Source organism: Psychrobacter sp. NZS113 (assembly GCF_015864825.1).
GTDB lineage: Bacteria > Pseudomonadota > Gammaproteobacteria > Pseudomonadales > Moraxellaceae > Psychrobacter.
In genome coordinates, this window is sequence record NZ_JADYWL010000002.1 from 128,143 (window position 1) to 154,377 (window position 26,235).

Sequence of the window (26,235 nt, forward strand, 5' to 3'; positions counted from 1 at the left end):
ACTGTTTTCTACACTAGTTTATGAGTAACCAATGATACGTTTAACTGAAATTAAATTGCCATTAAATCATGCACCTGAAGATCTAACGACTGCTATAACGACAAAACTTAAAATTTCTGCTGAGCAAATGGCGTCATTTGTGATGTTTAAACGTGGTTATGATGCCCGTAATAAAAGAAATATCCAATTAATTTATACGCTAGACATCACACTGACCGACACAGATTTAACCAATGATTTACTGGTTCAATTTGAGTCCGACAACCATGTTAAGGCAACACCAGATACCAGCTACAAATATGTAGGCCAAGCGCCAGAGAATTTAACTGAGCGTCCTGTCGTTATTGGTTTTGGTCCTTGTGGTTTATTAGCAGCACTTACCCTGGCTCAAATGGGTTTTAAACCTATTATCATTGAACGCGGTAATGAAGTAAGACAACGTACCAAAGACACCTTTGGCTTTTGGCGTCAGCGTAAATTAAACACTGAATCAAACGTGCAATTCGGTGAAGGTGGAGCAGGTACCTTTTCCGACGGTAAATTATATAGCCAAGTGAAAGATCCAAATCATTACGGCCGTAAAGTAATGACAGAGTTTGTAAAAGCTGGCGCACCAGATGAGATTTTATTTGTTAGTAAACCGCACATAGGTACTTATAAGTTAGTCACCATGGTAGAAAAAATGCGTGCCGAGATCATAGCGCTCGGTGGGGAAGTCCGTTTTGCTACTCGCGTAGATGACCTGCATATCACTGACTCAAAAGTAACTGGCGTGACACTTAATAGTGGCGAAACCTTAAAAACTAGCCATGTTGTTCTTGCTGTTGGTCATAGCGCCCGTGATACCTTCCAAATGATCCATGATAAAGGCGTGTATGTTGAAGCAAAGCCTTTTTCAATTGGCTTTAGGATTGAACATAAACAGTCAACCATAGACCAAGCACGTTTTGGTGACAATGCTGGAAACGAGATACTTGGCGCTGCGGATTACAAACTGGTGCATCATTGTAAAAATGGTCGTTCTGTCTATAGCTTCTGTATGTGTCCAGGCGGAACCGTGGTTGCCGCCGCATCAGAAGAAGGCCGTGTTGTCACTAACGGCATGAGCCAATATTCAAGGAACGAGCGTAACGCCAACAGTGCTATTGTTGTAGGCATTGACCCAGAGCGAGATTACCCAAACCATCCTCTTGCTGGTATTGACTTACAAAGACAACTAGAAACCTTAGCGTTTGAATTGGGCGGCAAAGACTACAGTGCACCAGCGCAAACCATTGGTGATTTCTTAAAAGGCAAACCAGAATCAGAATTAGGCGATGTAAAACCGTCTTACACACCGGGCATTACCTTAACCGACTTAAGCAAAGCACTGCCAGACTTTGCCGTAGATGCCATACGTGAAGCCATTCCAGCATTTAATAAAAAGATCAAAGGATTTTCATCTGACGATGGGTTACTCACTGGCGTAGAAACCAGAACATCATCACCAATCAGCATTAAACGCAACAAAGAATTCCAAAGCATTAACACCAAAGGCTTATTCCCGGCAGGCGAAGGCGCTGGCTATGCAGGTGGGATATTATCCGCAGGGATTGATGGCATTAAAGTGGCCGAAGCTGTGGCAAAATCGATGTTGAACATAGAGTGAGAGCGGCTTTCGGCAGTTATTGGAGCAGATCAGGTTTCAGTCAAATATTGTAGTCTATTAACCAATGCGGTAAAAGAGCTGACGCTAGCCGGTACTACCCAAATCTTCTTTGATTAGTATCGCTAGTGAGTTTGCCTCAGTCCTAAAGCCAGTGCGGTCTTGTGCTATTAACCATTCTAACCAACCATTAATAATTAACAGTCACTGTGACCTTATCGGTATAGTTATCTGGGGTAACATCTGAATTGGGTACGGTGACATAAACAGTGTGGATTTGTGCCACGCCGCTACCAGTCTGCGCAAGCCCGTTACCAACGGTTGTTGCTGTGGCAGTATTGCCCCATATTGTGCCAGTAGCACTGGCAGCCGAGCGCAGCTGATACGGTATTTGCTCTGTATTACTGCCTGTACCTGTTAGCACACCTGCACCATTTATATTGCCATTAGATGGCAATAAGCCTATATAGTAAGGCGCATTGGTAGTACAGGTAGTGTTAATGGTGTTATTGCTAGCAGCAATCAGGCTTTGACTGGCAGGGCGGCTGCCTAAATTAAAATCTGTTACAGTGCTAATTACGCAGCTAGGTATAACTGTAGCTTGTACAGTAAATGGTAGTGCTTTGGTGACGGTATCTGCCAGCAAAATGATTTTATCTGTTTGGCAATTAGGGGTCGCCAATAAAGCCGCTATGAGTGCTGTTCTATCAGAGTAGGTGATAGCGGTATTGGTGGTATTAAAGGTGTTGATATAACTACCAATGGCAGCCAAGGTATTGTTATTGTTGGCTAACAGTGTGATTGTGACTGGCACATTGACAGTAATACTAGCGCGCGGGCTTAGGGTGTGAACTGCCGATTGATACATTGCGCTTGAATCAGTACCCCAAACCTTATTGCTCCTACTTGGCAAGGTCATGGTAAAGGCTAACCGTGAGTCGTTAAGGGTGTTTTTCATATAACGCGGAAGCACCGTGCTTGAGTTGCCGCTACCATCATTGCCGCCATCGGCTGATAAACAGACCGACACGTTCATGTTGAGTAAGTAGTCTGTATTGGTACAGGTATAAGTAATGGTGGCATTAATAGTGGCATTATCGGCATTGCTTGGCGTAACCGCCGAGCTGATGTTAATGGTGCTAGGGTTCATACTGGCAGTGCAATTGGCCGCCAATATGGCGTTAGCATTGCTTGGCAACCAACAAAGTAATGCTAGCGCCAACAGGCATAAACCGTAATAGCATTTTATCGACTGCTGTATTGATTGCATCAGTGTTTCACCTTGTTGCATATTAGCGGGCCAATTAAGGGAATATCGCCATTGTTACGAGTAGCATCATCGAAAGTCACATAACAAACCTGATTGTCAGGCGTAGTTACTTTAATACGATTATTCGTGGCCTCTAGAGAGTCTATATAAACCTCGCCATCAAACCCGACCACTGCTGTATCGCCCTTATTTTTCTGAAATAGCACCTCAACCGTACTGCCTATTGGTATAAGCTGCTGCTGCGGGTCGGTTAAAATAAGTGATGCTGAGCGCACGGGTGCCATATCAAAGTTGACCACCATGCCAGCTTGCTCTGTTGGAGTGGCTTCAATACTGACTTTGTCGATTTTAATATTGGCAGGCAAGTCCATTGGGTTGATGGCAATTTTGTTTTCTTGGTAAGCATTGAGAGGGGTCACAAGTAGTAAGCCTTTGCTATTGGTGGTGCCAATCGGGCTATTTTGTAGCAATATTGGCACATCGGCCATGCCATTGGTCGATACCACGGCAAAGCTGCTGTTTACTCGGCGGCTAGGAAACACCCCGCCACCCATCATCACTAAAGAGCCGGTTGCGCTGCTATAAAAATCGTGGCTATCATCATTGATATTAATACCTGCATTTACTTGCCCATAACGACCAAGATGCGTTAATTCGGCTACCAAATCGTTATTGTTAGCACTATTACGGGTTTGTGCGCGCCAGCCAGTACCGCCATCATTGGGGGCTGCTTGTGCCACATCAGCCACAAAAAACGTATCATTGCCCTGTTGTTGCAAGCTACTGCTGGCTGATCCGCGTTCGCCTAGCGCCATAGATGCTCCAATCAGCACGCTATCGTTGCGCGAGTTCTGTAAATCATGGGTTACATTAACGCTTAGCAGTAAGCGGCGCCCAAAATTTTTGCGCCAGTAGGCACTGGCAAGTTGGGCGTCTTCTTGGTCTTGGGTGTGGTAGCCAATTTGATTGTAACTTACTCCAAACCCGCCCAGATTGTTTGTATTCAGTCCTACCGAAATACGCTCGCTGCGCTGTGCAAGTGCAGAACCATACTGGGTGCCAATGTCGCGGTACGTACCCTGCGTGCCTGTGGCATTAAGCCCAATATTAAAGCGATTATTGTGCCATGCATAACTCGCGCTGTATTGTGTACCTTTTTGGCTATCGGCCTTGTTTGAGTTACTTCGAGTGGCAGAGGTGTGGCTACCTGCCAGTGACGCAAACAGTATGCCGCCAGCCTCTCCTAACAACCACGTACCACCAATTCCTGCGTTATAAAGACCATCTGTCAGCTCGGCATGAGTTTCTGCCGTAAAGTGGTTGTTCATGCCATAACGCAGTGTGCTACTGGCGGCAATATCATTGCCATAATCAAAAGATTTTATACCGTAGTTTTTACGCACATGACCAAGCTCAGCCGACCAATCTACTAGCCCTGCTTGTAATAACTGCGGTGTATTATATAAGGAAAAATCAAGTGTTTGGCTTTGCCCTAAGGCATCCGTCACCACCAACTGCGCTGTACCAGCGCCGCTAAAACTGGGTGCGGTATTTAGTTCAAAAGGGCCTGCGGGCACATCGCCGCTATATTGTTTGAGGCCATTTACGTAAAGCTCAACAGCTGAAGGCAGTGTGGCTGTACCAAAAAACGATGGTAATGGTGTGGTGGTTTTATAAGGCTGTAGCGTAAAATTGGTACCTATTTGCAAGCCGCCCAAGCGTGTTGGGCGGGTCCATGACAGCGCACCCGTTAATATGTCACCGGCCTGAATAGTTATTAACTGGTCTGGAAGCGACTTACGCCAATTGGTGTCTAAGCGTACGGTTTCGGCATCCCAGTGATTGCGCCCACTCCATTGGTTATTGGTGGTTGTGAGAGCAGTGCTGCTTAATACTCCTGAGGCATTAAATCCTCGTACCTCTGTATAAGCACTTATACCGGTACGGTTGTTCGAGTCATGCGTGCCATAAAGGTTGTAGTTTAGTAGAAGCCCAGGCGAAGCAGTGGCAATAGGGCGTGTGGTACGCTGTGTATTATAGGTAGTGGTTTTTAAATCTAGCAAACCAATAGGGGCAACAATGTTTACGGTTTGTAGGCGGGCATTGTAGTCTGTATGAACACCCGTTAAACCATTAAGGGCAATAGGATTAATGCCTGCTGGTAAAATAAAGCCAAGCTGTTGCAGCACATGGCTACTTGCCCATAATTGGTTATCATCATACATAAAGTGCACTAAGCCCATATTGGTGCCGTTTAGTGTTGTCTCTAAATATAAATCAATCCCTTTTACCATGCTGTTACTGTCAGGGGTTACAGGGTGCTGTGACACCTTTTGATGATTTGAGCCTGCGGTAGCAACGTTATTTAAGCCTTCCGCTTGGCTGGCAGATGTGGTGACGATATGCAGCGCAATACTAATGAGTAGGGTGGTCCAGCGTGACATTGGGTGTTGTCTGATCTCCATTAATCATCACCTTGAAAGTACCGCTTGTCATCGTATCAAGGGGCAGTTTTAGTGGCCAGCTCATGGTAGCACCCGGTAAAACATAGCCCAATAAGCCTTTATTGATATCAAGACGTTGGTTATTGCTATCTATAAAATAAAGCCCAGCCAACTGGGCGTGGGCCGCGCCATTATTGCTAACTTGTAGCAGCGCATCCTCTGTGCCTATCTGCTGCTTAAGATGCCATTGCAATGCTGGACGTGCAGCCGTATTTGATGATTGCACAAACACAGGCAGCGAGTAGCTCAATACAAATTGCAGGCCATTTTTTTGAGTCGCAGGTTGGGTTGGCAGCTCATCGATTGATAACCGAAAAGCGTCTTCTACTGCGCCTTTCGGCTGCGTACTAGTACGTATCACTCTAATGAGCTGCTGCTCACCAGGGTTTAGGGTAATCATGGGCGGGCTTGCCAACAGGGCACGCGAAGCGGTAAGTTGATTACGATTGTCTTTTTGTGACCAGTGATAAACACGTACTTGCGCATTGACCACATCATCACCAGTATTACTAAGCGTTAATCCACCTGCATTTTGCTGGGCATGCAAGGTTAACGATATGGGCGACACCTGAAGTCCACTCGCCATTGCTACACCAGATAACAAAAGTAATCCAGCAATCAGTCCTTGCTTTGCAATATTTATTGCCCAGTGATTCAGCATGGTTGGTATTCAACTCAATTGGATTTTTAATGTTTGTACATTGCGCTGAGGGCTGCACCGTCATAGTCATCTTGATAACAGCCCTCACTAATCAGTTATTAATACCTATTAATTAATAAATTACTGCAACATTGACCGTATCTGAGTAATCACCAGGTTGTACATCGGTAGTAGAGGTAACAGTTGCAAACACCGTATGGGTGTTGGCGCTTGCTGCCAAACCGGCACCAATGCCTGACACGCCGTTACCTGCAGCCTCAAGTGTTGCGGTATTTCCCCATGCATCGCCAGCGGCTGCTTGGGTCAATTGGTAGCTCACGGTATCACTGCCTGGGCCTGTCATGGTGCCTGCCCCTAAAGTATTGCTGTTAGATGGCGTTAAGTTGACAGCATATGGTGCATTTTTAGAACACGTCACAGCAATAGCTGCTGCAGATGATTGTTCGCCAATGGTGGCTGAAGCAGTACCTGCGGCATGGCTCCCAAAATTAATGTCTTGAGTGGTTGGGCTTGCGACAACAGCGCAAACTGAGGTAATGGTGAGATTGACATTGAAAGAGCCATTAGCCGTTGCTGCATTGGCTGATGAAACCGCTACTAAGCCACTAACAGCCAATAATGTGATGGTAGACACGTATTTGTTTAACTGCATGGTAAGCCTCCAAAAGTACGTTTATAAGCACTTTTATTACCACCTTAACGCAATATAGCAAAGCAGGTGATAACCTCCAATATTGCTAGTAAGCCTTGCCTACAAGGTGAAATAAACACTGCATATATTCAGGTAAATAAATGAACAAATTTTGTTACTTAATTATTACATGAATTATATTTTATTGCACTATAAATGTTAAGTTTTAGTTGCCATTATATATCTATTCTTTATATTTAATAATAAGAATATAACAACATTGAATGATATATATATGAAAGATAGAACGATGCTTATTTGAATGATCACTAGCTACTAATCACTTACAGTATATAGGTAACTGCGTATCGATAATAAAATTGTGCCATAGAAAATAGTGCAGACAAGCTATTAACAAAGCTGTACTTTTAATGATTATGGAATTTGCAAAAAACCACTATGTTTTGCCTGGATAAATACCATAAAAGATGGGTTGAGTAAATCAAAACTCCTACAGTTTTCTGCACAATAATGAACATAATTTTATCTTTTTGCCGCTTTACGAGTGTTTTTAATAGGAATCAGAGAGTATTGTGTTTTGTGTTGTGCTTATTAGTAAAGTAAGACAATTAATTTTATGCATAAATAGCAATGGGGGTGTTAAAACCCTAATATTAAGCCCCTTACCTAGATAAAAACATGCGAGCGCAAAAGCCTTTCAAGCTATGAAGTATAAAGCTTGAAAGGCTTTTTTGTGTTTTTAGGATGGTGGATTACTCTTGTTGACCTAGGCTGTCAAACCTATAGACATTCATTTGGAAAATTTTAGTCATACAACCTGACGATCATAATCAAACCACTTATAGCAGACTGATGAGCCGGTTATTTTGGGAACGACTCAAAAAATATTGTATATCGTAAAACTACAGATGCAATCGAGGGTTTACTCTGTGTTCTTCGGAGATACAGCGGCATATGTGAGGCCTTCGTACTCCATTGAAACACGAGTACCGCCACCTCCCTCAAGTGTCTGACCAATATTGGTCAGTGAGCCGATGATGGCGGTGTTTCCAGTCGCACGCGCAAACTCGCAAGCCGCTGCAACTTTTGGCCCCATAGAGCCCGCAGGAAGATCAAACTCACTTAAAGCGTCTGGGTGTGCCTGCAAGATGCTTCGTTGTTTGTCAGTTCCAAAGTCTGTATAAACATACGCCACATCCGTGGCAATCACCAATAACTCACATTTAAGGCTGCGGGCAAGTAAGGATGCGCACAAATCTTTATCGATTACTGCCTCGACCCCTTGCAAACAGCCATCTTCATCAAATGCCGTTGGGATACCACCTCCGCCTGCACAGATAACAATCGCACCTTTTTCAAGTAGCCACTGTATGGGTTTTAGCTCAAATATTTTTTTGGGCTTAGGGCTTGCAACCACTCGCCTAAAATATTGACCATCGGCTTTAACAACCCAGCCTTTTTGCGCACTTAGCTTTTCTGCTTCCTTTTTTGAGTATACAGGGCCAATAGGCTTGGTTGGATTGTTAAAAGCAGGGTCTTTACGGTCGACTTCTACTTGAGTGAGTAGGGTAGCAATGGATGAGTCTCTCGGCAGGACATTCCCAAGCTCTTGCTCGATGATGTAGCCAATCATACCTTCCGTTTCTGCGCCCAAAACGTCTAATGGGTAAGTATCGACTTCAGTGTAAGCCGCGCCTTGCAACGCAAGCAAACCGACTTGGGGGCCATTACCGTGAGCAATGACTAACTCGTTACCCTCCGTAACCTTGCTGATTTGTTCAACGGCAGTCTTGATGTTTTGGCGTTGGTTTTGAGCAGATAACGGCTCTCCACGTTTTAATAAAGCATTACCACCTAAGGCAATTAGTAACCTCATGATATTTTCCTACGCATTGTCTTCAGTTAACGTCATATCAGTAGCACGCGTTGCTAATGTGATACATTAGATATTACCAAGCGCAGAAACTAGAACGGCTTTAATCGTATGCATACGGTTTTCGGCTTGCTCAAATGCGATGTTGTAAGGTGATTCAAATACCTCTTCGGTCACTTCGATACCATTTGCGAGCTGTGGGTATTTTTCAGTGATTTTTTTACCAACCTCGGTATCTGAATTATGAAAAGCGGGCAAACAATGCATAAATTTTACTTTTGGATTACCAGTGGCTTTTATCAGATCCATATTGACTTGATAAGCCATTAGCGCATCGATTCGCTCAGCCCAGCTCTCAATAGGCTCACCCATCGATACCCATACGTCGGTATGAATAAAATCAACCTCTTTTGCTGCCGTTTTTACATCTTCGGTGATGGTAAGACGCGCACCTGATGCTTTGGCAAAGTCTGCACAAGTGGCTAAAAAGTCTGCTGCAGGCCATAAGTCTTTAGGGGCGCAAAGGCGTACATCCATACCCATCTTAGCACCCATTAAATATAATGAGCGGCCCATATTATTACGTGCATCACCAAAATAAGCATATTTAATCTGATGGATTGATTTATCGGTATGCTCACGCATGGTCATTACGTCTGCTAGCATTTGTGTGGGATGAAACTCATTCGTTAGTCCATTAAAGACAGGAATATCCGCATATTCTGCTAACTCATTGACAATTTTTTGACCGAACCCGCGATACTCGATGGCATCATACATACGGCTCAACACACGAGCGGTGTCTTTCATGCTCTCTTTGTAGCCTATTTGTGATGAGTTCGGGCCAATAAACGTCACATTGGCACCTTGGTCATATGCCGCTACTTCAAAAGCACAACGAGTGCGGGTTGAGGTCTTCTCAAAGATCAGCGCAATGTTTTTGCCCAAAAGGTGTTTTTGTTCTGTGCCCGAGTATTTTGCTCTTTTTAGGTCACGAGCCATATCCAAAAGATACGTAAGCTCGCGTTCACTATGATGCATAAGACTCAGTAGATCACGGTTGTGAAGATTGAAACTCATGATGGTTCCTTAATTTTTAGTATGTGTTTATTTTGGATGGACTATCACTGTATTTGGCACCGCTATGAGCAGGTAGGGTTCAATATGCCCTAATCCGTTGGATCGCGAATGATAGGACAAGTCATGCAGTGACCACCGCCACGGCCACGGCCCAGCTCGGAGCTTGGAATCGTAATCACTTCAATGCCTTGTTTACGCAGTAACGTGTTGGTATAAGTATTGCGGTCATAAGAGATGACAACGCCTGGCTCAAGGGCAAGGACATTGTTACCATCATCCCATTGCTCTCGCTCAACTTCGTAGCTATTGCCGCCTGTTTCGACCACTCTTAATTTGTCGACCCTTGCGGCTTCTTCTATCACTTTCAAAAAATGTCTGTCATCTTCGCGCACATCTATACCGTGTGGCTTGCTTTCATCAGGACGAATATGAAAGGTCGTAATATGATCTGTCACTGCCGGAAACACGTTGACCAAATCAATATCGCAAAACGTAAACACGGTGTCCAAATGCATTGCAGAACGTTGCTTAGGTAGGGCCGCTACGATGACATGGTCAACCGAACCATCGATGAATAAAGTTTTGGCCAGTCTGGTAATCGCTTGTTGTGACGTTCGCTCACCCATACCAATCAGCACGGTTTTGTTGCCGATAGGCATGACATCACCACCTTCTAAACTACAGCCACTGAGATCTTCTTCAGTGTCATCCATCCAAATTTTGAAATCAGCGCCTTTAAAGTCTGGATGAAATTTATAAATAGCAGAAATTAGCAGCGTTTCTTGCTGGCGAGCGGGCCAATACATCGGGTTAAGCGTCACACCGCCATATATCCAATTTGAAGAATCACGAGGGAACTGAGTGTTTGGCAGTGGTGGCAATACAAACTCAGTCGTACCTGACAGTGCGGATAATTTTTTGAGTGACGCCCCAATATCATTCGGTAACTCTTCAGTGGTGACGCCGCCAATTAAAAACGAGGACAGTTTCTTGTGCTCAAGTTTGGTCAACCAATCTCTCACTTCGCCAGCCAATAAAGTACCGACGTGATTATCAGTGATTTTGTGATCCATAATCCACTGCATGGCATCGTTATTATCAAGGGTTTGTGCAAGCAGTTGATGCATCTCAACCACCTCAATATCGCGATCTCGCATCTTTGTGACCATATCATAATGATCACTTTTGGCCTTGCTCACCCACATGACATCATCAAATAATAAGTCATCACAGTTTTGCGGTGTCAGTCTTTGATGGGCAAGACCTGGAGAGCACACCATAACTTTATGTAATTTACCGACTTCTGAATGAACACCTAAAGACTTGTCAGACATTTTTGTATCCTTATGCGGTTTGGGTGCAAGTATCTCACCACTGTTTAGAGGACGAACAATCTGAAAAAAGCAACTGATATGAAAATTACGACGAACGGTTTTTTGTGATTACAAATGAAAGCGCTTTATTTAGTATGGTCACTACAAGCTTAACGTACCGCTGTACAGGCCATAGGCTGCATAGATGGCACTGATAGTAATGACTGCAAGCACCACTTTTTCGGCTGTATTGAACAGCTGATACTTGTGCTCTCTACGTGCTTTTATATAGAGAACCACGCCAGGAAGATACAATAAAGCGGATAGTAAAAAGTACTGAATACCGGCTGCATACAACAGCCAAACACTATAAAACAGTGCGGTTACCCCAATAACAATGTCTTTTTTGGCGCTCTCGGATGCTTTGTAACCCTCTTTGCGATAGGCCACCAAAAATCCATAAGCGGCAGAAAAGAAATAGGGAATCAAAATCATGGAAGTGGACAGATAAAAAATATTGTTATAAGTGCTTTTACTAAAGTAGGTGATGATTAAGAATAACTGTGTCGCTGCAGAAGACACCAATAGTGCATTTACCGGCACATCAACGGCATTTGTTTTATAAAAGAACGTCGGCATGGTTTCGTCTTTGGCGGCAACGAACAAAACTTCGGCGCAGAATAGCGTCCAAGCCAATAAACCACCGAGCAGCGAGACGACCAAACCGACTGAGATAAAGGTCGCGCCCCACGGGCCAACGGCATACTCTAGCAAATAAGCCATCGACGGGTTTTTCATCGCTGCAAGCTCAGGGAGTGATCTAACACCCATTGCCAAAAAGTTAACCAGCATTAATAGCACTAACGTAAAAATGAACCCCAATACGGTGGCTTTGCCAATATCAGATCGTTTTTTGGCGCGTGCAGAATACACACTGGCCCCTTCAATACCAATAAATACCCATACCGTCACCATCATCATGTTTTTAACTTGATCAGGGACTGACCCTAGATCCGTCTCTCTGCCCCAAAAGTCGCTATTAAACAGATCCATATTAAAGACCGTAAAAATAATGACAATAAAGGTGAACAGCGGTATCACTTTAGCGATGGTGATCAACGTATTGACTGAAGTAGCCGTCTGGATACCTTTAGTAATCATGAAGTTGTATGCCCACAATAATACAGAGGCACCCACCAATGCAGTTAGGGTATTACCATCTCCAAACACATTAAAAAAATAACCCAGCGTACTAAATATCAGCACGTAGTAACTGACGTTGCCCAACCAAGCAGAGAGCCAGTAACCCCATGCAGAGTTGAAACCCATATAGTTACCAAAACCTGCCTGCGCGTAGGCATAGACCCCGCTGTCAAGCTCAGGTTTGCGATGTGCTAAATTTTGGAATACGAAGGCAAGCATCAGCATGCCAACGCCAGTGATTACCCAGCCAATCAATGAGGCACCAGGGCTTGCGGTTTCAGCGATGTTTTGCGGTAATGAAAAGATACCACCGCCTATCATAGAGCCTACGACAAGGGCAATGAGTGCGGTAAAGTTTAGATTTTTCTCAGATGGATTATGCGTTGTTTCAGACATGGTGAAGACCTTTTATTCTCTAATTGAGAAATATATGAAAGCAACAAAATAGATTTGGTCTTGAAGAATACTTAAAAACAGTGTTTAATATATGGAAACTCCACAATATTAGCATGGAATATCATAGTTTTGTTAGCTCAATGGCCATCATTAAAAATATTTATGTATCTATACCAGTTAAATGACTGTGATAACTCATGATGAAAAAATTTGCTATGGCAGTAGGTTTTTTACAACTAGTAGCCTGAGTCGGTCAAAAAACTTGCAGAGATATATTAAACGAATCATAGGATGCTCAAAATAAATGCAGTTTATGATGGTGTATTGGGGTGGTATCGAGTACCATAACCACAATATAATTATGGATTTATTGGTATTTCTTACTAGGTCGTGTCCTAATCGGCCCAATATCTGATGAATCAACTGTATGCCGAATATCTTATATAAATCACTCACCATTCCGCCTTGGTGTAGAAATTGTCTTGTATCCACACAGCGCCAATATTGCCAGTCATCGTGATCAACACGAGATGTGCATGATCTGATTTCCTATATTCAACACGCCCTATACTAAAAAATCATTAAAATTTCAAATTGAGGACATGCCCTAATACGGTTAAAAGACGTATGGGCTGGTTATTTTCTGTTTTATTTCCGCATATAAATAATATATAGGAACCGTTATGAAGAAAGCCTGGGTTTTGATTCTATTGCTTGTCGTAGCCGCTGCTGCCGGTTGGTATTACTGGCAACAGCAGCAACTTGCACAAGCCCTACCGCTAGGGATAGTCAGCTCAAACGGTAGACTGGAGCTTGAGCGGTTTGATATTGCTAGCCTTTATCCAGGCAGAGTTGAGCAAATGCTGGTGTCAGAAGGGGAAGATGTCGATGTCGATCAGCTGCTTGTTAAGCTGTCTTCCTCGCAAAGCGAAAGTCAGTTAGTGGCGGCACAGGCAACTGAGCAGCGCGCACATGAAATGGTGTCACAGGCACGGGCGGGTCGTACGCAAGGAGAGCAGGCAATGGCGCGTGCCAACGCCCAAATTGATGCGCAGATTGAACAGCAGAAAGTAGCCAAAATGGAGTTGGATAATGCCCGCAAGATGCGCCGCGAAGATTTGGTTTCAGACTCAGAAGTAACCAAACGCCAAGCGGCATACAATGGCGCGGTTGCGGTCGTGCAAGCGGCTAGAGCAGCGTACGCAGAAGCGCAGGCAGCCGTTCAACAAATCGATGCTCAAGTAGCGGAAGCAAATGCTGGCGTCAATCAGGCCAAAGCTCAAGAAAAATCTGCCGCATCGATGAATGACGATATGTTGATACGCAGTCCTAAAGCTGGTCGCGTGGAATACCGAATTGCCGAGGTTGGCAGTGTGATTGCAGCAGGCAGCAAAATGGTTAGTCTGCTAGATACAGAGGATGTGTCTATGAATCTTTTTTTACCTAATGGGCAGATGAGTGGCTTACAAGTCGGTAATGACGCGAGAGTCGTGCTGGATGGTCTGGATAGTGTGTGGCCAGCAGAAGTCTCGTTTATTGCATCACAAGCACAATTTACGCCCAAATCAGTGGAAACGCAGAACGAGCGCGAAAAGCTGATGTTTAAAGTGCGTATCAAGTTACCTGTGGCAATAGCCAAAGAATACAAAGGCCTACTCAAGAGCGGCATGACAGGTAATGGTTATGTGCGTGGCAATACCGACGTAGCATGGCCGAGCAATCTTGCTATAAACCTTCCCAAAAAAGGCCAATCCTAGTTTGTAACGTTCGAGTATGACAGCGGAAAATGAGGTCATAAATTATTCAGATGGTTTTACAACCGAAGAGTTATCTTTATGAATAAATTAACGACACAAACTGTGAGATAACGTATGGATAGCCAACATACCGCCGTTGAAATTAACACTGTTTCGCATACATATGGCAAGACGGTTGCTCTTGATAATATTTCCCTAAATATTTTACAAGGGAGCACTGTTGGGCTAATTGGTCCTGATGGTGTTGGGAAGTCAACGTTGTTGTCTCTTATTGCAGGGGTCAAGGTCATTCAAAATGGCTCTGTGCAAGTATTCGGTAAGGATATGGCAGAAAAGTCTGCACGTGAGGCGTTGTCAAAACGTATCGCCTTTATGCCACAAGGCTTAGGGCATAATCTTTATCCAACCCTGTCGGTATATGAAAATGTGGAATTTCATGCGCGACTGTTTGGATTGAATGCGCATGAGCGCCATGTACGAATAGCCCGTTTACTTGAGGCAACTGGGCTAGCACCATTTCCTGATCGTGCGGCTGGCAAGCTTTCGGGCGGAATGAAGCAAAAACTGAGCTTATGCTGTGCGTTGGTGCACAATCCTGATTTACTGATTCTTGATGAGCCAACCACAGGGGTAGACCCCTTATCACGCCGTCAGTTCTGGTCATTAGTGGCCTCGTTACAAGCTGAACGTGAAGAGATGACAGTCATCGTGTCGACAGCCTATATTGATGAAGCCAAAAATTTTGAATACCTGCTAGCGATGGATGACGGCAAGCTCTTAGCCAATCAGCGGACGCAAACCGTCATGACAGAGCTAAATGTCACGTCACTTGAAGAGGCGTACATCAAGCTATTACCACCAGAGAAACAAACGAATGCAGGCGCATTGGTTATCACGCCATTTGTCCCTGATCCTGATGCACCGCCAGCTATTGAGGCAAAAAATCTAACCAAACGTTTTGGAGATTTTACGGCGGTTGATAATGTCAGCTTTTGTATTGAAAAAGGTGAGATCTTTGGTTTTTTAGGCTCTAATGGTTGTGGCAAATCGACCACGATGAAGATGCTGACTGGATTGATTGATAAAACAGAGGGTTCAGCCAAACTGCTGGGTCAATCTATCGATGCAAGTGATATAGCGACAAAAATGCGCGTCGGCTATATGTCGCAGTCTTTTTCGCTCTATGAAGAGTTGAGTGTACGTCAAAATTTAGAATTGCACGCAACCCTTTATCAAATAGAAGGAGAGCGTGGACAACAAGCTGTAAAGGATGCGTTAGATAAATTTGACCTCAGTGCTGTGGCGGATACAGCGCCAGCCTCATTGTCACTAGGTATCCGCCAAAGATTACAGCTGGCAGCAGCTTGTCTGCATCATCCGGAAGTATTGATTTTGGATGAGCCAACCTCAGGTGTCGATCCTGGTGCTCGTGATATGTTTTGGCGACAGTTATTGACGCTTTCACGGGAAGATAAAATCACGATATTTATCTCTACTCATTTTATGAATGAGGCCAGCCGATGCGATCGTATCTCTTTTATGCATCGTGGTCGCGTGCTGGTCGTTGGTACACCGACAGAGCTGACACGTAATAAACAAGCAGAGGATCTCGAAGAAGCTTTTGTAGAGTATCTGCTTGAAGATGAAAAAAATAACACTGAACCCACCAGCCCAAACGACTCGACTGAAAACACACCAGTAGAATCAGCGACCATAGCGTCTGAACCTGATAGTCAAACCAACGAAACCGACACGCTTAAGTATTGGTTTACCACTGTTTGGACATTTGCCACTCGCGAATTTAAAGAGCTATTACGCGATAAAATCAGGCTATTTTTTGCTATCGTTGGACCCATTATTTTGATGGTCATGACTGGTTGGAGTATCTCGTTTGATGTGCACGATTTACCGTATACGATACTTGATCAAGATCACTCTGTACAAAGTCGACAGTTGACGGAGTACTTTTCTGGCTCAGAATATTTTACATCTACGTCACCCGTACACTCTATAAAAGCAGCCGAATACGCGCTTAGAAGCTCTGAGACGCAATTGGTCATTGATATTCCAGTGGATTATGGACGTGATTTATTGGCCAATAGACAACCAGAAGCGAGCTTTTACATTGATGGGACAGTGCCATTCAATGCGGCCAATATTGAGGGCTATGTAGGAGGGATTATGACGATATATATCACAGACCTTCTGCAAGATACTGGCTTGCCTATCGATTTAGACCCTGCCGCTGAAGTGGTTCCACGCTTTATGTATAACCAAGACTTTAAAAGCGTGAATGCGGTCATCCCCAGTGTACTAATGATGATACTCATGTTGATTCCAGCAATGATGACCACGCTGGGAGTGGTGCGTGAGCGCGAAATTGGCTCAATATCAAACCTCTACACGTCACCAGCCAGTGTGCCTCAATATCTGCTCGGAAAGCAGCTGCCTTATGTCGCTCTGGGGCTGATCAATTATCTCATACTTGTGCTCATGGCCATATTTTGGTTTAAAGTGCCCATAAAAGGCTCTTTTTGGGCAATGTCTTTTGGCGCATTGCTGTTGGTCTATGTGTCAACAGGATTGGGGCTTTTAGTGTCTAGTTTGGTTCGAACACAGGTTGCAGCGCTGTTTGTTACCGCTATCGTTACTCTGATACCCACCATTAACTACTCTGGGTTATTGTACCCGCTATCTAGTATGGACGGCTTCGCTTATGCCATTGGTGTCGGCTTTCCTGCATCTTGGTATCAGCGTATCAGTATTGGCGGCTTTACCAAAGGGCTGGGTTGGTCTAGCTTTTTGACTGAGTATATGGTCTTGACAGCTTTTGCCTTGGCATTTATCACACTTGCCTCTATTTTCCTGAAAAAGCAGGAGGTATAAATGCAGACTTTTAAAAATATCTGGACGTTGACCATCAAAGAGTTGCGCAGTCTGTTTGGAGACAAGATACTGTTTCTCATGATTGGCTTCGTGTTCTCTGTCACTATCTATACTGTGGCAGAAGGTATCAATACGGATGTACGTAATGCGCCCGTAGGTATTATAGATTTAGACCGTACGGCGCTGACCAGACAAATTCAGGATGCCCTACAACAACCTTACTTTCTGCCTCCTGTCGATGTAAAACGCGAAGATGTTGGTGAATTGATGGACAAAAGCAAGCTGATTTTTGTGTTGGAGTTTCCACCTGGGTTTGAACGGGATGTGCTGGCTGGACGAAAACCGCAAGTTCAGCTGCTAATTGATGCGACCACCATGACTCAAGCAGGTATTGGGCAGGCTTATATTATCCAAATATTCAATCAGGAAGTGAGTGATTTTTTAAAGCAAGAAGATATACCCTTGTTAGTCAAGCCAGTACTGAACATGGTATTTAATCCAAATGGAGACAGCTACTGGTATACACCAGTTATGGAAGTGTGCAATATGATTGCGCTCTTGGCAATAGGGCTGTCTGGTGCTGCCGTTATTCGTGAACGCGAACGTGGCACCATCGAGCATCTCTTGGTGATGCCCGTTAATACAATAGAAATCGTGATTTCAAAAATACTTGCCAATGGCTTGGTGATTCTATGTGCCTCCATGTTATCGATGATTTTTGTGGTCCAATATCTGCTTGGTATTCCCATTAACGGATCACTGCTTTTATTCGGTAGCGGTGTAATCGTGTATCTTTTCTCCATATCTTCTCTAGGCATTATGCTGTCAACCATAGCACCGAGTATGCCGCAGTTTGCCTTATTGATGTTGCCCGTCTTAGTCGTATCGTTACTTTTATCTGGCTCTATAGCACCGCGCAGCAATATGCCTGAAGCGGCACAAATGATAAGCGAATACTGGCCCACGACCCAGTTTGTCAGTTTTACACAAAATGTTTTATTCCGTAATGCTGGCTTGGACATTGTTTGGCCTGAGCTATTAGTCATGACAGGTATTGGCGTCGTGTTTCTTATTTTTGCTTTAGCACGATTTAAAGCGATGCTTGAACAGCTGGGATAATGCGCAAAACAGCATGGCTCAATTTGGCTCAATAAGAGCCAGTCATAGGTATAACGATATCTTAGGATAGGTCCTATGAAACGTCCTAGGGCGTGTTTGATATTCGATAATGGCACTGAATTAAAAATAATGATAGAGAATACAAGGAGAAGAAGCGCATGTTTCCATTATCCAAAATTGTGAGTTTGGGAGCATTGGTCTTGATCTTAAGCGCCTGCCAAAGCACACAGGTTGTTCGCCAGAGTGACATTTCTATTCCGACAACATTTGACGAAAACAAAGCGGCGAAGGGCAGTCCAGAAATTAGCCACTGGTGGCGACAATGGCAAGATCCGCTATTAAGTCGCCTGATAGAGCAAGGCTTACAAGACAGCCCCGATATTCGTATCGCTAAAAGTCGTTTTGCAGAAGCATTGGCAATCAGTCGTCTTGCCACTGCTGATCTTGGGCCACAAGCTGGCGTCAATGCTTCAGCGGGCATTATAAATGGTTCGGCTCATCTGTCTGCAAATGACAACCTCAGTCGTCTATTGGGTGCTAGTACTGCGCTGTTGGAGACGCACCAAGACATAGACAGCAGTTATGCTAATGTGGGATTTTCTGCTGCGTGGGAGCCGGATATATTTGGCAGAAAACAAAGTGATGCTGATGCGGCCCGTTATGCGGCGTTGGGTGTACAAGAAAAAGTATATGGTGCGCAAATGCTACTGGCAGATCAAATTGCTGATCACTATTTTCAGGCTCGTGCCGCCCAGCAGCGTGAAGTCATTACCGCTCGCAATGTAGAGATATTGACGCGCTTTGAGCGATATATAAAAGGGCGTTTTCAAGCGGGTCAAGTCACCATGTATGAAGTCAATAATGTCCAAAGTAAACTCAATGCCATGCGTGCGAAAAAAAGCACAATCAATGCAGAATATGCCACACACGTACGTAGCATAGCCGTACTTATTGGGCAAGTACCGCAAGGTTTTGAGCTGCCTTCCGCGACTGTAAACATTCTCAATCATCAACCGAGTGCGCCCAGTGGCCAAACGCCCCAAGGGTTGCTAGAACGTCGTCCAGACCTACGTGCCTATGGCGCACAAGTCAATGCCTATTCTGCCAAACTGGCAAGTGCCAAAGCTGATCTACTGCCACGTTTTTCCATTCGTTTTTTAGGTCAAGGCGGGCGTATTGACATTGATAGTGATGTGCCAGATTTGAAAGGTTGGGGCAGTATATTGAGTGTGGGTATACAGGTTCCCATTTTTACAAACGGTCGGATTAAGGCCAATATTGACAGCGCAGACGCTCGTTTGCAAACGGCGCTGCTACAGTATGATCGAAGGCTACTGCTCGCGCTTGGTGAGGTGGATAACACCTATCAGGCGCATCAGGCACTAGAGCAGCAACAAAAATTGCTGAACAAGTCTTATCAGCAGTCTGCCAAGCGTGCCAGCGATGCCGAAAAACTGTTTCGTTATGGTTATCAAACGTTAGATGAAGCTCTGACAGCGCAGCTGGACTCAGAACAAATACAAGAAAACTTGATTTACTCGCAACTTGCTCGAGCACAAATGCTACTGAACCTTTATAAGTCACTGGGAGGAGGGTGGGTAGAGAATGTCACTGCGGAGGTATCATAAATTCAGACAGCTTATGAGAGGTTATACTCACTTATTAAGGTGATAGGAGAGTAAGCCGCTCAATTTGAGGTTGATACAGTAATAGAGATTATGTTGTCGACGATAGTATTCGATATATAGAGCTTAAAGGCGAAAAATAGACTATGGTTAAGACCGTTTTCTACGGTGGTGAGGGAGGGTTGGTCACTACAAGATTTAATAGAGAAGGGAATACTGAAAAAATCTGAATCTTCGGAGATTAGTACGAGCTCTATGACGATGATACCGCATCACTCGATTGCTATTCTCACCAGTAGTCGTGCTGATATTGAAGATCCGCGTGTACAGCAGCTTGCTGACGATATTATAAAAGCGCAAAAGCGTGAAATTGATGAAATGAAGCAGTTAATTGATGAGTTGGAATAAACAGTCACAAATTCTGAGCACTCTGTATTAGGTAGCATTAAGTAAGTAGCCTATTGAAAGGTATATGTTCACACGCCAGTACTATATCATTACTTATACTAAGGAAATAACAAGCAAGGAGTACTCATCATGATTATTATGATGCACGGTATGATGAACGGGCCTATGGATAGCATCATGAATGGATCGATGATGCACGAGATGAGCTGGGGGATGATGGTTCTCTGTTTAGTATTTGCCCTGCTGTTTTTGGTCATATTGATATTAATTATTATGTCGCTACTCAAACACCTGCGTAAACCAGATTGAGTCTTATTCTTAGCTAAGTTATTAAGCGTATAAAGTAAGAGTAGAGACAACGGCTATCAGCGGTTGATATGACTGAATCAGAATCTTTACTTATGCTCTTCAAGGAGTAGTTTTTATGAAACATGTGGCCAAGCAAGCGCATATCAAAAGCGGTAAATACGACAAAGTGCCAGAGGGTTACAGCGGAACCGTTTATACCTGTCCGATGCATCCAGAGGTGAGAGACGTTACAGATAGCGGCTGTCCCATATGCAAAATGTCTCTTAAACCTGAAGACACTGTTGCCGAGATGGTAGCAATGAAAGATGACCATACAAGCTGTCATAGTCCGTCAAATACCGAGGCCCATCCTACTAAAAAAAGTAAGTACGACAAAGTACCGGAAAATTATAGCGGTACCGTTTATACCTGCCCTATGCATCCCGAAGTGAGAGATGTTAAAAAAAGCGATTGCCCAATATGCGGTATGTTTCTCAAACCTGAGGGCGAGGTTACTGATTCAAATGATAATGAAGACAGTCATGCACACCGTCATGGAAAGGATACTGACCGTACTAAGGTAAACTCTATAAAAGGTGGCAAGTACGATAAGGTGCCAGAGGGTTACAGCGGAACCGTTTATACCTGTCCTATGCATCCCGAAGTCAGAGATATTGAGAATAGTGGTTGTCCCATATGTGGCATGGCACTTGAATCAGAGACTGTTGCTATTGGTGAAGAGGATACCTCAGAGCTCGATGACATGACTCGGCGTTTTTGGATTTGTACCGTGCTGACCGTCCCTTTGTTTTTGTATGCAATGAGCGATATGGTAGGTATAAATCTGGACAGCTTCATTCAAGGCGGTCAGGGCGATATCGCTGGGCAGATTGCGCAGTGGATTCAGTTGGCGCTTGCGGTACCAGTGGTGTTATGGGGAGCAGCACCTTTCTTCGTGCGAGGTTGGCAATCCATAAAAAGTCGCAACCTAAATATGTTTACCCTAATTGCGATAGGTGTAGGTACAGCGTTTGGTTTCAGTCTGATAGCAACCTTTATTCCGGGCATTTTCCCAGACAGTTTTAGGGATACATCCGGTCGAGTCGGTGTTTATTATGAAGCAGCAGCAGTTGTCACGACGTTAGTACTACTAGGTCAGGTTCTAGAGCTTAAAGCTCGAAGCCAAACTTCTGGCGCAATTCGTGCTCTTCTTGAGTTGGCACCACCAAATGCAAGGCGGGTAGATGAGCAAGGCGTTGAGACAGAAGTCTCCCTTGACGAAGTTATCAGTGGCGACAAATTACGGGTTAAGCCAGGAGAGAAACTCCCTGTAGATGGTATTGTGCTTGAAGGCAGCAGCAGTATCGATGAGTCTATGGTAACGGGGGAACCTATTCCAGTTTCCAAAGTAAAAGGCGATACGGTTACTGGCGGCACGGTAAACGGCACTGGTACTTTACTGGTTGAAGCGGTTGACGTGGGTGATGACACGGTATTGTCCAAGATCGTCAAAATGGTTGCTGAAGCCCAGCGCAGTCGCGCACCAATACAGAAACTGGTGGATAAAGTGGCTGGATGGTTTGTGCCAATTGTCCTTATCTGCTCTATCATAACTTTTATCGTCTGGGTTATCTTCGGACCTGCGCCTGCCATGGCCTTTGCACTGGTCAACGCTATTGCAGTGTTAATCATCGCTTGCCCTTGTGCTTTAGGACTCGCCACGCCTATGTCGATTATGGTCGGTACTGGTAAGGGTGCTCAGAATGGCGTGCTTATCAAAAACGCTGAAGCGTTAGAGAGCATGGAAAAAGTCGATACCATCGTTGTCGATAAAACGGGAACATTAACCGCAGGCAAACCAGAGCTCACTGCTATCGAAGCACTTGGTGGCTTAGATGAAAATGAACTGCTTATACTTGTCGCTGCGGTAGAGACTGCCAGCGAGCATCCTTTGGCAGAAGCTATCGTTAAAGCTGCGCAAGAAAAATCTCTTGATATTGCTAAAGCAAGTGATTTCAGCTCAACCACTGGCGAAGGCGCGCAGGCACTGGTCAATGGTAAGCAAGTCGCTGTAGGCAACTCAAAATTTATGCAACGTCTTGATAGCTTTGACAGTACGCTTTCAGAACGTGCTGATAAGCGCAGAAAAGACGGCGAAACGGTAATGTTTGTAGCAGTAAACGGCCAAGCTGCTGGTTTAATATCAGTCGCTGATCCGATCAAGCCGAGTACCAGCGAAGCGATATCTTTACTGCATCAGGCTGGACTAAAGGTGGTCATGCTAACAGGTGACAACGAAATAACCGCTAGAGCCGTTGCCAGTCAGTTAAATATTGATGAGGTACATGCTGACGTCTCTCCAGAAGACAAAAACCGTATTATCAAAGAGCTACAAAATAGCGGTAAGGTCGTGGCTATGGCGGGTGACGGTATTAACGATGCTCCCGCTCTTGCACAGGCTAACGTTGGCATTGCCATGGGCACAGGGACAGATGTGGCTATGGAGAGTGCTGGCATCACGCTAGTGAAGGGTGATCTGATGGGAATTGTCAGAGCCCATAAACTGAGTCATTCTACGATGCGAAATATCAGACAAAATCTGTTTTTTGCGTTTATCTACAATGCGTTTGGTATACCGCTTGCGGCAGGCGTTCTGTATCCATTCTTTGGGCTGTTGCTCAGTCCAATGATAGCGGCCGCTGCGATGAGTCTGTCTTCAGTATCTGTCATTGGCAATGCGCTGCGATTGGGTCGCTTGAAACTGTAGTTTTGGTACGGTAAAGCAGTTTTTAAATCATGCTTACATTCAGTGAGATATCAGCTGTTTTGACAACAGTTCCAACTGCGAGCGTTCCTGCGATAAATAGTGCTACCACGGCAATCGTTGCAATCAGCACTGAAAGTGGATAGTCCCGTGAAGGGTTTTTTAGCTCTTTGACATGCACAGCTTGCATCTCCATTCCAGCAAAAAATAGGAAGACACTTGCAGCTGAAACCATGTTTTTAAGGTGACTAAAATCTGGCAGGAAACTGGTTTGCATGTCCAGCTGGACCGGATTACCAGTCGCAACATATACTATAGCGAGCAAGATTAAGACTGCACCTGGAATAATGGTACCGAGCATGCCACCAAAAAAACTGAGTCGCGATGATGCACCAATTCCGCGAAAAGAAATAAAGGTGACCGCCCAATACACTACAAGTAAAACAACGATTGTGTAAACCTTATTTTCAGCAAGTGCTTGATCAAAGCTTTGCGGCCACCAAATATAAGCAAGAGCTGCCGCTGCAAACACAAGCACCGTCGGAAAATAAATGACAATCGCCTGCCATTGATAATAGATCGCAGCGAACCCCCATCGTGGTCCGAATGCCTCTCCAACCCATCGAAAAACGCCGCCTTGCTGTGGGTATGCTGATGCCAGCTCAGCTGCCACCAGCGCTACAGGAACAAGAAAAACAAGCGCCGCAAACACATAATAAAAAATCGAGGTAAGCCCGTATTCTGCCATAGCTGGAAGACCACGTAAGCTTACGATTGTAGTAATATTCATGACCACAAAAGCCATTAAGCCAATGGTTGCAACTTTTTGACGTTGATAGTGATGTGCCAGATTTGAAAGGTTGGGGCAGTATATTGAGTGTGGGTATATAGGTTCCCATTTTTACAAACGGTCGGGTTAAGGCCAATATTGACAGCGCAGACGCTCGTTTGTAAACGGCGCTACTGCAATATGATCGAAGGCTACTGCTCTCGCTTAGTGAGGTGGATAATACTTATCAAGCACATCAGGCGCTCGCGCAGCAACAAAAATTGCTGAACAAGTCTTATCAGCAGTCTGTAAAGCGAGCAAATGCTACTGAACCTTTATAAGTCACTAGGAGGAGGGTGGGTAGAGAATGTCACTGCGAAGGCATCATAAATTTAGACAGCTTATGAGAGGTTATACTCACTTATTAAGGTGATAGGAGAGTAAGCTGCCATATAACCCTTAATTTAATTAGATAATTTAAATACTTATTTAATATATAAATTACCTTATTTAATAATAATATAACTGTTATATAAATTTTTCTTAACAATAAGGCAACATATTCCAAGCTTGCAAAGGTATCTACTGTTTATAGGTCGACACACACAATGATTTTTCAATCATATATAGGAACGTTAGATTATGCCTTTACACAACCGAAATCGGATAGATCCTATTAGCGAAGACGTTTACGAAGACCCAATGAGTAATACGCTACTCAATAAATTTCAATTGCCTCAAAACAGTACCCAGCCAGAAGTTGTTGCTCAGTTTATAAAAGATGAGCTGCTTCTCGATGGCAATGCCAAGCAGAATCTGGCTACATTTTGTACAACATGGATGGAAGATGAGGTTCATGACATCATGGACTTATGTGTCGATAAAAATATGATTGATAAGGATGAATATCCACAGACTGCTGAAATGGAAGCGCGTTGTGTTCATATCTTAGCGGATCTATGGAATAGTCCACAAGCTCATACGACTCTTGGTTGCTCAACTACGGGCTCATCAGAAGCCTGTATGCTTGGTGGATTAGCCATGAAATGGCGCTGGCGTCAAAAACGTGAATCAGCAGGATTAGATACTTCAAAGCCTAATTTGGTCGTTGGGCCGGTACAGATTTGTTGGCATAAATTTGCGCGGTATTTTGATGTTGAACTTCGCCAAATTCCACTTGAAGGTAATGAGGTTGGTACCAATCCCGAAAAAATAAAAGACTATGTTGATGAAAATACCATTGGTGTCATTCCTACCTTAGGTGTGACTTACACTTGTGTGTATGAAGACGTCGCTGCGATGGCAAAAGAGCTAGATGATATTCAAAGCGAAAAAGGATGGGACATACCTATTCATGTAGATGCCGCTTCGGGTGGATTTATAGCGCCCTTCATTCAACCTGAACTTGAGTGGGATTTTCGTATCGATAGAGTGAAGTCTATCAATGCGAGTGGTCATAAATACGGTTTGGCACCACTAGGTGTCGGCTGGGTAGTTTGGCGCTCAGAAGAAGACTTGCCAGAAGATTTGATATTCTATGTAGATTATCTAGGTGGAAACATGGCAACCTTTGCGCTTAACTTTTCTCGACCAGGTGGTCAAATTGTCGCGCAATACTATAATTTTTTACGATTAGGCTTTGAAGGTTATAGAGGTGTTCAACAAGCTTGTGTGGATACCGCTCAATGGTTGGCAGATGAAATCTCAAAGTTAGGACCATTTGAGATGTTTTATGATGGACGAGGTGGACTGCCCGCCCTTAGTTACACCTTAAAAGAAGGAGAGTGGGGTTTCAATCTCTATGATTTATCTGACAAGGTTCGTCAACATGGTTGGCAAATAGCCTCTTATCCGCTACCACATGATCGTCAGGATACGGTTATTCAACGCATCTTAATTCGTCATGGTATCAGTCGAGATATGGCAGCGTTATTATTACATGATATCAAAGCCGCTGTTAAATACTATAAAGCGCATCCAGTTTCACATTCTAGCTCTACTCGTACCTTTCATCACACATAG

General features: G+C 44.2%; 17 protein-coding genes and 1 pseudogene. 9 read left to right on the forward strand and 9 right to left on the reverse strand.

The window, feature by feature from the left end:
• The first annotated feature begins 31 nt into the window (after positions 1-31).
• Positions 32-1,648, forward strand: coding sequence for an NAD(P)/FAD-dependent oxidoreductase (locus I6E61_RS03435; RefSeq protein WP_197129833.1), 1,617 nt, complete (start codon positions 32-34; stop codon positions 1,646-1,648).
• A 187-nt stretch (positions 1,649-1,835) separates the two neighbouring features.
• Here I6E61_RS03435 and I6E61_RS03440 read toward each other — a convergent pair whose 3' ends face one another.
• The 8 genes from I6E61_RS03440 to arcD all read right to left on the reverse strand — a co-directional run bounded on the left by I6E61_RS03440 (position 1,836) and on the right by arcD (position 12,597).
• Positions 1,836-2,936 (reverse strand): spore coat protein U domain-containing protein, encoded by a 1,101-nt coding sequence (locus I6E61_RS03440; RefSeq protein WP_197129836.1) that lies wholly within the window; start codon positions 2,934-2,936, stop codon positions 1,836-1,838.
• A complete protein-coding gene (locus tag I6E61_RS03445; RefSeq protein ID WP_197129839.1) occupies positions 2,915-5,380 on the reverse strand; it encodes a fimbria/pilus outer membrane usher protein in 2,466 nt (821 codons plus the stop codon). The genes I6E61_RS03440 and I6E61_RS03445 overlap by 22 nt, the downstream gene beginning before the upstream one ends.
• The gene (locus I6E61_RS03450) at positions 5,331-6,080 is read right to left on the reverse strand and encodes a molecular chaperone (protein ID WP_227685656.1); all 750 of its coding nucleotides are present in this window, start codon (positions 6,078-6,080) and stop codon (positions 5,331-5,333) included. Before I6E61_RS03450 ends, I6E61_RS03445 begins: the two co-directional genes overlap by 50 nt.
• A 112-nt stretch (positions 6,081-6,192) precedes the next feature.
• On the reverse strand, positions 6,193-6,732 hold the full coding sequence (locus I6E61_RS03455; RefSeq protein ID WP_197129842.1) for a spore coat protein U domain-containing protein: 540 nt from the start codon (positions 6,730-6,732) through the stop codon (positions 6,193-6,195).
• Positions 6,733-7,654: 922 nt separating this feature from the next.
• The gene (gene arcC, locus I6E61_RS03460) at positions 7,655-8,608 is read right to left on the reverse strand and encodes a carbamate kinase (RefSeq protein ID WP_197129845.1); all 954 of its coding nucleotides are present in this window, start codon (positions 8,606-8,608) and stop codon (positions 7,655-7,657) included.
• A 66-nt stretch (positions 8,609-8,674) separates the two neighbouring features.
• On the reverse strand, positions 8,675-9,685 hold the full coding sequence (locus I6E61_RS03465) for an ornithine carbamoyltransferase (protein ID WP_197129848.1): 1,011 nt from the start codon (positions 9,683-9,685) through the stop codon (positions 8,675-8,677).
• Between the two features lie 89 nt (positions 9,686-9,774).
• Positions 9,775-11,019 carry an arginine deiminase gene (gene arcA, locus I6E61_RS03470; protein ID WP_197129851.1) on the reverse strand — a complete coding sequence of 415 codons (1,245 nt, stop codon included), beginning with the start codon at positions 11,017-11,019 and terminating at the stop codon, positions 9,775-9,777.
• A gap of 141 nt (positions 11,020-11,160) precedes the next feature.
• Positions 11,161-12,597: an arginine-ornithine antiporter gene (gene arcD, locus I6E61_RS03475; protein ID WP_197129853.1), complete on the reverse strand. Its 1,437-nt coding sequence runs from the start codon at positions 12,595-12,597 to the stop codon at positions 11,161-11,163.
• A 683-nt stretch (positions 12,598-13,280) separates the two neighbouring features.
• Here arcD and I6E61_RS03480 point away from each other — a divergent pair.
• The 7 genes and pseudogenes from I6E61_RS03480 to I6E61_RS03510 all read left to right on the forward strand — a co-directional run bounded on the left by I6E61_RS03480 (position 13,281) and on the right by I6E61_RS03510 (position 23,447).
• Positions 13,281-14,354, forward strand: coding sequence for an HlyD family secretion protein (locus I6E61_RS03480; RefSeq protein ID WP_197129855.1), 1,074 nt, complete (start codon positions 13,281-13,283; stop codon positions 14,352-14,354).
• A gap of 114 nt (positions 14,355-14,468) precedes the next feature.
• On the forward strand, positions 14,469-17,240 hold the full coding sequence (gene rbbA, locus I6E61_RS03485; RefSeq protein WP_197129857.1) for a ribosome-associated ATPase/putative transporter RbbA: 2,772 nt from the start codon (positions 14,469-14,471) through the stop codon (positions 17,238-17,240).
• The gene (locus tag I6E61_RS03490) at positions 17,241-18,359 is read left to right on the forward strand and encodes an ABC transporter permease (RefSeq protein ID WP_197129859.1); all 1,119 of its coding nucleotides are present in this window, start codon (positions 17,241-17,243) and stop codon (positions 18,357-18,359) included.
• A 158-nt stretch (positions 18,360-18,517) separates the two neighbouring features.
• Complete coding sequence (locus I6E61_RS03495) at positions 18,518-19,987, forward strand: efflux transporter outer membrane subunit (protein ID WP_197129861.1); 1,470 nt, start codon at positions 18,518-18,520, stop codon at positions 19,985-19,987.
• 258 nt (positions 19,988-20,245) lie between these two features.
• Positions 20,246-20,392, forward strand: a pseudogene (locus I6E61_RS03500) (DUF305 domain-containing protein); the annotation flags it as partial.
• Between the two features lie 129 nt (positions 20,393-20,521).
• Entirely contained in the window at positions 20,522-20,701 is a 180-nt protein-coding gene (locus tag I6E61_RS03505; protein WP_194196465.1) for a hypothetical protein, read from the forward strand.
• A 115-nt stretch (positions 20,702-20,816) separates the two neighbouring features.
• Positions 20,817-23,447, forward strand: coding sequence for a copper-translocating P-type ATPase (locus I6E61_RS03510; RefSeq protein ID WP_197129863.1), 2,631 nt, complete (start codon positions 20,817-20,819; stop codon positions 23,445-23,447).
• Between the two features lie 22 nt (positions 23,448-23,469).
• Here the strand turns inward: I6E61_RS03510 and I6E61_RS03515 are convergent, their stop codons facing one another.
• Positions 23,470-24,249, reverse strand: coding sequence for an amino acid permease (locus tag I6E61_RS03515; RefSeq protein WP_227685657.1), 780 nt, complete (start codon positions 24,247-24,249; stop codon positions 23,470-23,472).
• Positions 24,250-24,855: 606 nt separating this feature from the next.
• On the opposite strand from I6E61_RS03515, the gene I6E61_RS03520 reads away from it, so the two are divergent.
• Positions 24,856-26,235, forward strand: a complete 1,380-nt coding sequence (locus I6E61_RS03520) for a glutamate decarboxylase (RefSeq protein WP_197129870.1) — start codon at positions 24,856-24,858, stop codon at positions 26,233-26,235.

Excerpts from the sequence above, each read along its gene's own strand:
- I6E61_RS03435 (WP_197129833.1), top strand. The coding sequence starts at position 32 with ATGATACGTTTAACTGAAATTAAATTGCCATTAAATCATGCACCTGAA.
- I6E61_RS03440 (WP_197129836.1), bottom strand. The coding sequence starts at position 2,936 with ATGCAACAAGGTGAAACACTGATGCAATCAATACAGCAGTCGATAAAA.
- I6E61_RS03445 (WP_197129839.1), bottom strand. The coding sequence starts at position 5,380 with ATGGAGATCAGACAACACCCAATGTCACGCTGGACCACCCTACTCATT.
- I6E61_RS03450 (WP_227685656.1), bottom strand. The coding sequence starts at position 6,080 with ATGCTGAATCACTGGGCAATAAATATTGCAAAGCAAGGACTGATTGCT.
- I6E61_RS03455 (WP_197129842.1), bottom strand. The coding sequence starts at position 6,732 with ATGCAGTTAAACAAATACGTGTCTACCATCACATTATTGGCTGTTAGT.
- arcC (WP_197129845.1), bottom strand. The coding sequence starts at position 8,608 with ATGAGGTTACTAATTGCCTTAGGTGGTAATGCTTTATTAAAACGTGGA.
- I6E61_RS03465 (WP_197129848.1), bottom strand. The coding sequence starts at position 9,685 with ATGAGTTTCAATCTTCACAACCGTGATCTACTGAGTCTTATGCATCAT.
- arcA (WP_197129851.1), bottom strand. The coding sequence starts at position 11,019 with ATGTCTGACAAGTCTTTAGGTGTTCATTCAGAAGTCGGTAAATTACAT.
- arcD (WP_197129853.1), bottom strand. The coding sequence starts at position 12,597 with ATGTCTGAAACAACGCATAATCCATCTGAGAAAAATCTAAACTTTACC.
- I6E61_RS03480 (WP_197129855.1), top strand. The coding sequence starts at position 13,281 with ATGAAGAAAGCCTGGGTTTTGATTCTATTGCTTGTCGTAGCCGCTGCT.
- rbbA (WP_197129857.1), top strand. The coding sequence starts at position 14,469 with ATGGATAGCCAACATACCGCCGTTGAAATTAACACTGTTTCGCATACA.
- I6E61_RS03490 (WP_197129859.1), top strand. The coding sequence starts at position 17,241 with ATGCAGACTTTTAAAAATATCTGGACGTTGACCATCAAAGAGTTGCGC.
- I6E61_RS03495 (WP_197129861.1), top strand. The coding sequence starts at position 18,518 with ATGTTTCCATTATCCAAAATTGTGAGTTTGGGAGCATTGGTCTTGATC.
- I6E61_RS03505 (WP_194196465.1), top strand. The coding sequence starts at position 20,522 with ATGATTATTATGATGCACGGTATGATGAACGGGCCTATGGATAGCATC.
- I6E61_RS03510 (WP_197129863.1), top strand. The coding sequence starts at position 20,817 with ATGAAACATGTGGCCAAGCAAGCGCATATCAAAAGCGGTAAATACGAC.
- I6E61_RS03515 (WP_227685657.1), bottom strand. The coding sequence starts at position 24,249 with ATGGCTTTTGTGGTCATGAATATTACTACAATCGTAAGCTTACGTGGT.
- I6E61_RS03520 (WP_197129870.1), top strand. The coding sequence starts at position 24,856 with ATGCCTTTACACAACCGAAATCGGATAGATCCTATTAGCGAAGACGTT.